This is a genomic window from Pontibacter sp. BAB1700 (assembly GCF_000277005.1).
In the GTDB taxonomy this organism is placed as follows: domain Bacteria; phylum Bacteroidota; class Bacteroidia; order Cytophagales; family Hymenobacteraceae; genus Pontibacter; species Pontibacter lucknowensis.
The window spans coordinates 1-6,613 of sequence record NZ_AKIS01000205.1; the positions used below are offsets into that span (position 1 = coordinate 1).

Genomic DNA, 6,613 nt, shown 5'->3' on the forward strand with positions numbered 1-6,613 from the left:
AAGGAAAAGAAGAAGAACAAGAAAAAAGCCAAGCAGGAAGTAACCACCACGCAGGCTACCCCGGCTGTTAAAAAAGACGACAACGGTGTAAAACCATATGCCAGCGTCATCACTCCCAATGCCGTAACCGACGAAGGCCTTTTTAAGGTGCACCGCATTGACGAGAAATACTTTTACGAAATTCCAGATACGCTCCTGAACCGCGACATGCTCATGGTGAGCCGTATCGCCAAAACAGCCACAAACCTCGGCTACGGTGGTGAGGAACTCAATCGCCAGATGCTGCGCTGGGAAAAGAAAGGCAACCGGATTTTGCTGCGCCTGATTTCTTACCAGAACGTGGCAAGCGACACGCTGGAGATCTTCCACTCCGTGCAAAACTCCAACCTGGCTCCTGTTATCCAGGCATTTGACATCAAAGCTTTTAACAACGGTGCTTCGGTGGTAGAGGTGACTGACTTCTTCTCGAAAGACGTGCAGGCCCTCGGCTTGAACAAACGCCAGCGTGAAACGCACAAAGTAAAGAAACTGGATGATAAGCGCTCTTTTGTGGAGGGCATCAAGAGCTTTCCGCTCAACATTGAGGCACGCTCATTGATGACTTACGAGGCGACTGATCCGCCAGCCAACTCCAATGCAGGTACAATCACGGTAGAGCTGAATCACTCCATGCTTCTGCTGCCGAAGGTGCCTATGCCTGCCCGTCGTTTTGATGAGCGTGTAGGTTACTTCACCCTGTCGCAAACCGACTACGGTACTGACGAGCAACGTGCTGCCAAGCGCCGCTACATTGTACGCTGGAAACTGGAGCCGAAAGACAAGGAGGCTTATGCACGCGGCGAACTGGTAGAGCCGATAAAGCCGATCGTTTACTACATCGACCCGGCCACCCCAATGAAGTGGCGCCCATACCTGAAGCAGGGTGTAGAGGACTGGAACAAGGCTTTTGAGGCGGCAGGCTTCAAGAATGCCATCATTGCCAAGGACCCTCCTACCCCGGAAGAAGATCCGGAGTTCAGCACCGAAGACGCACGCTACTCTGTTATCCGCTACTTCTCTTCTGAGACGCAGAATGCCTATGGCCCTAACGTGCACGACCCGCGCTCCGGCGAGATCCTGGAGAGCCACATCGGCTGGTACCACAACGTGATGAACCTGCTTCGCAACTGGTACTTCGTGCAGACAGCTGCCATCAACCCGGATGCCCGCAGCATTAAATTCAAGGACGAAGTGATGGGTGAACTGATCCGCTTTGTGTCTGCCCACGAGGTAGGCCATACCCTGGGTCTGCCGCACAACATGGGCTCCAGTGCTGCTTACCCGGTAGAGAAACTGCGCGATGCGAAGTTCACGCAGGAAATGGGCACAGCCCCTTCTATCATGGACTACGCCCGCTTCAACTACGTGGCGCAGCCGGAAGACAAAGGTGTTGCCCTGATGCCAGGTATAGGCGTGTATGACAAGCATGCGGTAAGATGGGGCTATACCTACTTCCCGGAGATGAACGGTTATGACAATGTAGCCAAACTATCGAAGTGGATTCTCGAGAAAGAAAACGACCCGATGTACCGCTTCGGCCGTCAGCAGGGTAATCCGGTAGACCCGTCTTCACAGACCGAGGACCTGGGCGATGACGCCATGCTGGCCAGCCACTACGGTATCCTGAACCTCAAGCGCATCATGCCAAACCTGATGGAGTGGACGAAGGAGGAGAACAAGAACTACGACGACCTTCAGGAGATGTACACCCAGGTACTGGGTCAGTGGAACCGCTACATGGGCCACGTAACGGCTAACGTCGGCGGGGTGTACGAGAACTACAAGACCTACGACCAGAAGGGCGACGTGTACGCTGCTGTACCGAAAGAGAAGCAGCAACGTGCCATGAAGTTCATCAACGAGCAGGGCTTTGCCACTCCTACCTGGATGCTGGACCAGAACATCCTGCGTAAGATCGAATCGGCTGGTGCGGTGGAGCGTATCCGCACGGCGCAGGTGAACATCTTGAACAATGTGCTGGAGCCAGGCCGCATGCAGCGCCTGCTGGAGTCACAGGCGGCACTGGGCAGCAAGACCTATACCTTGCCGGAAATGATGGCTGACCTGCGTAATGGCGTGTGGTCTGAAATCGGCAGCGGCAAAACGGTGGACATGTACCGTCGCAACCTGCAGCGCGGCTACCTGGATCGTATGGAGTACCTGATGAAGGAAGAGCAGCGCTCAGTCCCTAGCGGCGCACGTGCCTTCATGGGCTTCACACAGGTGAACGTGTCGCAGTCGGATATCCGTCCGATGGTACGCGGCGAGCTGACGGCCCTGCGCAACCAGATCAAAGCCTCCTTGCCAAAGACGAAGGATAGCATGACGAAGTACCACTTGCAGGATGCACTGGTACGTATTGACAACATCCTGAACCCGAAAAGTTAAATTTCCTGTTTTTGTATGATACAGAAAGCCCCGGCCACTTTGGCTGGGGCTTTTTATTTATAGTATTTGTTGAATGTTAAGAAAGATATCCTATGCAATTTCAGAACAATGGGAATCGGTGCCACAAAATCAAATATATCTTGTACCTTTGTAGCCCATAAAGTTTAACCTAACTTATGGCTGCTAAATATATTTTTGTTACAGGAGGCGTTACCTCCTCTCTTGGTAAAGGTATCATCTCCGCTTCTCTTGCTAAGTTGCTGCAGGCAAGGGGCTTCTCTGTAACAATCCAGAAATTCGACCTTATATCAACATCGACCCGGGCACGCTCAACCCCTATGAGCATGGCGAATGTTTCGTGACCGAAGACGGCGCAGAGACTGACCTGGACCTGGGCCACTACGAGCGTTTCCTGAATGTGCCTACTTCTCAGGCGAACAATGTGACTACCGGTCGCATCTACTACAATGTGATCACGCAGGAGCGCGAGGGTGCTTACCTGGGCAAAACCGTGCAGGTAATTCCCCACATCACAGACGAGATCAAACGCCGCATGCTGCTGCTTGGCGAGTCCGGTGAATACGACATCGTGATCACGGAGATCGGCGGTTGTGTGGGCGATATCGAGTCGTTGCCATTTATTGAAGCTGTTCGTCAGCTGCGCTGGGAATTGGGGGTAAATGAAACCTGTGTGATTCACCTGACCCTGGTGCCATACCTGAAGGCAGCCGGTGAACTGAAGACAAAACCAACACAGCATTCGGTGCGTGACCTCTCCGAGGCCGGTGTGCAGCCAGACATCCTGGTTTGCCGTTCCGAGCATCATATACCTACTGATCTGCGCAAAAAGATCGCGCTGTTCTGTAACGTGAAGCAAAACTCTGTGATCGAGTCGATCGATGCGGAAACAATATATGACGTGCCGCTGCTCATGCGCAAAGAGAAGCTGGATGAGCGCGTGATCGCGAAACTCAAGCTGCCGCACAAAAGTGAGCCGGAACTTGAAACCTGGAAAGAATTCCTTGGTCGGCTCAAGAACCCTACCGCAGAAGTTAAAATTGGTCTGGTGGGCAAGTATGTGGAGCTGCCGGATGCCTACAAGTCCATTGTGGAGTCTTTCGTGCATGCCGGTGCAGCCAACGAGTGCAAGGTGAGCATCAAGTGGTTCCAGTCGGAGAACATCAATGACGAAAACGTAGCTGGCCTGCTGCAAGGTATGGACGGTGTGCTGGTGGCCCCTGGCTTTGGTGAGCGCGGCTTTAAAGGTAAACTGGAGGCGATCCGGTTTGTGCGGGAAGCAGGTATACCGTTCCTGGGCATCTGCCTGGGCATGCAGTGTGCCGCCGTAGAGTTCGCCGCAACGTGCTGGGGCTGGAGGGCGCCGCTTCCACTGAGATGGATCCAAACACGCCATACCCGGTGATTGACATGATGGAAGACCAGAAGCAGATCACACAAAAAGGCGGCACCATGCGACTGGGTGCCTATACCTGTGAACTAAAGAAGGGCTCAAAAGCATTTTCTATTTATGGCAAGTCCAAAATTTCGGAGCGCCACCGTCACCGTTACGAGTTCAACAACAAGTTCTTAGCCGATTATGAGAATGCCGGCATGGTAGCTTCGGGCATAAACCCGGACACAGGACTGGTAGAAGTGATCGAGCTGCAGAACCACCCGTGGTTTGTGGCAGCACAGTACCACCCGGAGTTGAAGAGTACCGTCCTGAATCCGCACCCGCTTTTCGTGAAGTTTGTGAAAGCGGCTATGAATTACACTAAATCTAAATAAGCATTAACCAACACTCATTATTATTTTCATTAGATGGATAGAAATCAAGCTATTGGCTTTGGATTGATTGCCGTGCTCCTGCTGGCTTACTCCTTCTTCTTCTCGGGAACGAACGAAGAAGCCAACACTCCGGCATTTGACCAGACAGCCAAGGTAGAGCAGGTGCAGACGGGACCCGCTCCTGTAGCCGAGGACGACTCGCTGGCACAGGTGCGCCGCGCCGCCGCGTTGGGCACTTTCAGTGCAGCCGCTACCGGTGAAGCCAGCACCACCACCCTTGAGAACCAAAACATGGTGGTGACCTTCAACAGCAAAGGTGGCCAGGTAGAGGAAGTGGTCCTGAAGAATTATAAAGACTACAGAGGCAACACCCTGGTACTGTTTGACCGCGAAAGCAGCCAGACCGACGTGCAGTTCACCACAAACGATGGTAAGAACATCCGCCTGTCAGACCTGTTTTTCACACCGTCTGAAGTGCAGACTGTGAACGTAGGCGAAGTTCCTGCTCAAACCATCACGTACCGTGCTGACCTGGGCAATGGCCAGACCATTGATCAGATCTATACCTTGTTCGACAATAGCTTCCAGGTAGGTTATAAGCTGGATTTCAAAGGCCTTGACAACCAGATCAGCGGCAATAACGTGACCATGATCTGGAACGATAACCTGAAGCAGCTTGAGAAAGACATCACGCAGAACCGTGCCAAGTCTACCATCAACTATTACACGGCTGACGAGAGCTTCGACTACCTGTCTATCTCAGAAGGGACGGAAACAGAGACGATCACGGAGCCGATGAAGTGGGTGGCTAACAAGCAGAACTTCTTCACAGCGGGTATCATCGCTGCCAACACCTTCTCTGGTGCTAAACTGGAGGCGGTGACCAATCCGGCTGACACGACTGTTGTAAAGACACTGAACTCCCAGATACTTATCCCGACGGCTGACCTGCTGAGCGGCAAAGGCGAGTTTACCTACTACTTTGGTCCGAATGACTACAAGATCCTGAAGCACATGGGCAACGAGTTCAACAAGAACCTTGACCTGGGCTGGGGCATTTTCTCGTGGGTGAACAAGTGGATCATCATCCCGGCTTTTGACTTCCTCGAAAACTACATCGGCAATTACGGCATTATCATCATCCTGCTGGTACTGTACATCAAGCTGATCCTGTTCCCGCTGACGTACAAGTCCTTCCTGTCGATGGCCAAAATGAAGGTGCTGAAGCCTGAGATCGATGCCATTAAGGAGCGTAACGACGGCGATATGCAGAAGACGCAGATGGAGACCATGAAGCTGTACGGCGAAATGGGCGTGAACCCGCTGAGCGGCTGTATTCCGATGCTGCTGCAGATCCCGATCCTGTTTGCGATGTTCAACTTCTTCCCGAACTCGATCGAACTGCGCCAGGAAGCATTCCTGTGGGCGGATGACCTTTCAACCTATGATGTGTTCGCCAGACTGCCGTTCACGATTCCTTTCTATGGCGACCACGTGAGTATGTTCACCTTGCTCATGACGGCTTCGACGATCCTCTATACCTGGTCTAACAACCAGATGAACACGATGCAGGGTCCGATGAAGATGTATACCTACCTGATGCCGATCATCTTCATGTTCGTGCTTAACTCCTTCCCGGCAGGTCTTTCATTCTACTACTTCGTATCGAACATGGTGACTTTCGGTCAGCAGGCGCTTATCCGCAAGTTTGTGGACGAAGGCAAGATCAGAGCGAAACTGGAAGAGAACCGTGACAAGCGCAAAGAGAAGAAGAAAACCGGCGGTCCATCTTTTACAGAGCGTATGCAGGAGGCCATGCGTGCCGCAGCCGACAAAGAGCAGCAGCGTCGCAACAACCCGAAACTCAAAAAATAAGCATTCACGTGCTATACCTTACAGGAAGCCCCGAAGCAGTTCGGGGCTTTTTTGTTTGACCATCTTCGCTGCTTTGCGTATAGCCCTATACCTATATTAGAAACATGCGAAAGAACACACTACCCTACCTCCTGCTGCCACTGTCTTTTGTGGCCGTACTTGGAGCTGCCTGTCAGCAACAGACAGACGAAGAGAAGACCATTGCCAGCACACACCCGAAGCTGGAAGAGCACCTGCAACGTGACACGGTGCGCATGCCTATCACATCAGAAGAGAACCCGGAACTATACCAGCGCTACCGCCTGCGTATGGAGGCTTACCAGAGTGACGAGGCATTTCGGGTGCAGGAGACTTACCAGGGCCACTTAGCCCCTTTGGATGAAGCTAGCCATGCTGATGTCCGACAGTACCGCTCAGCCCTGCAGGAAGGCCTGAAACAAGGTATAAACTTTGCCGGCAGGTATACAGTGGTTACCGTTGGCTGCGGCACCACCTGCCAGGAGCACTACGTGGTAGACCGGCA

Annotated in this window: 3 protein-coding genes and 1 pseudogene; all 4 read left to right on the forward strand. The window is 52.7% G+C overall.

The annotated features are described in order from the left end of the window. On the forward strand, positions 1-2,427 hold a 2,427-nt coding region (locus O71_RS19700), incomplete at its 5' end, for a zinc-dependent metalloprotease (protein WP_007660524.1). 176 nt (positions 2,428-2,603) lie between these two features. Further along, positions 2,604-4,215: pseudogene (locus tag O71_RS19705) on the forward strand (CTP synthase). Between the two features lie 33 nt (positions 4,216-4,248). Beyond that, the gene (yidC, locus tag O71_RS19710) at positions 4,249-6,090 is read left to right on the forward strand and encodes a membrane protein insertase YidC (RefSeq protein WP_007660530.1); all 1,842 of its coding nucleotides are present in this window, start codon (positions 4,249-4,251) and stop codon (positions 6,088-6,090) included. A 104-nt stretch (positions 6,091-6,194) separates the two neighbouring features. Continuing rightward, the coding region (locus tag O71_RS19715) for a hypothetical protein (RefSeq protein ID WP_007660532.1) at positions 6,195-6,613 on the forward strand (419 nt) is incomplete at its 3' end.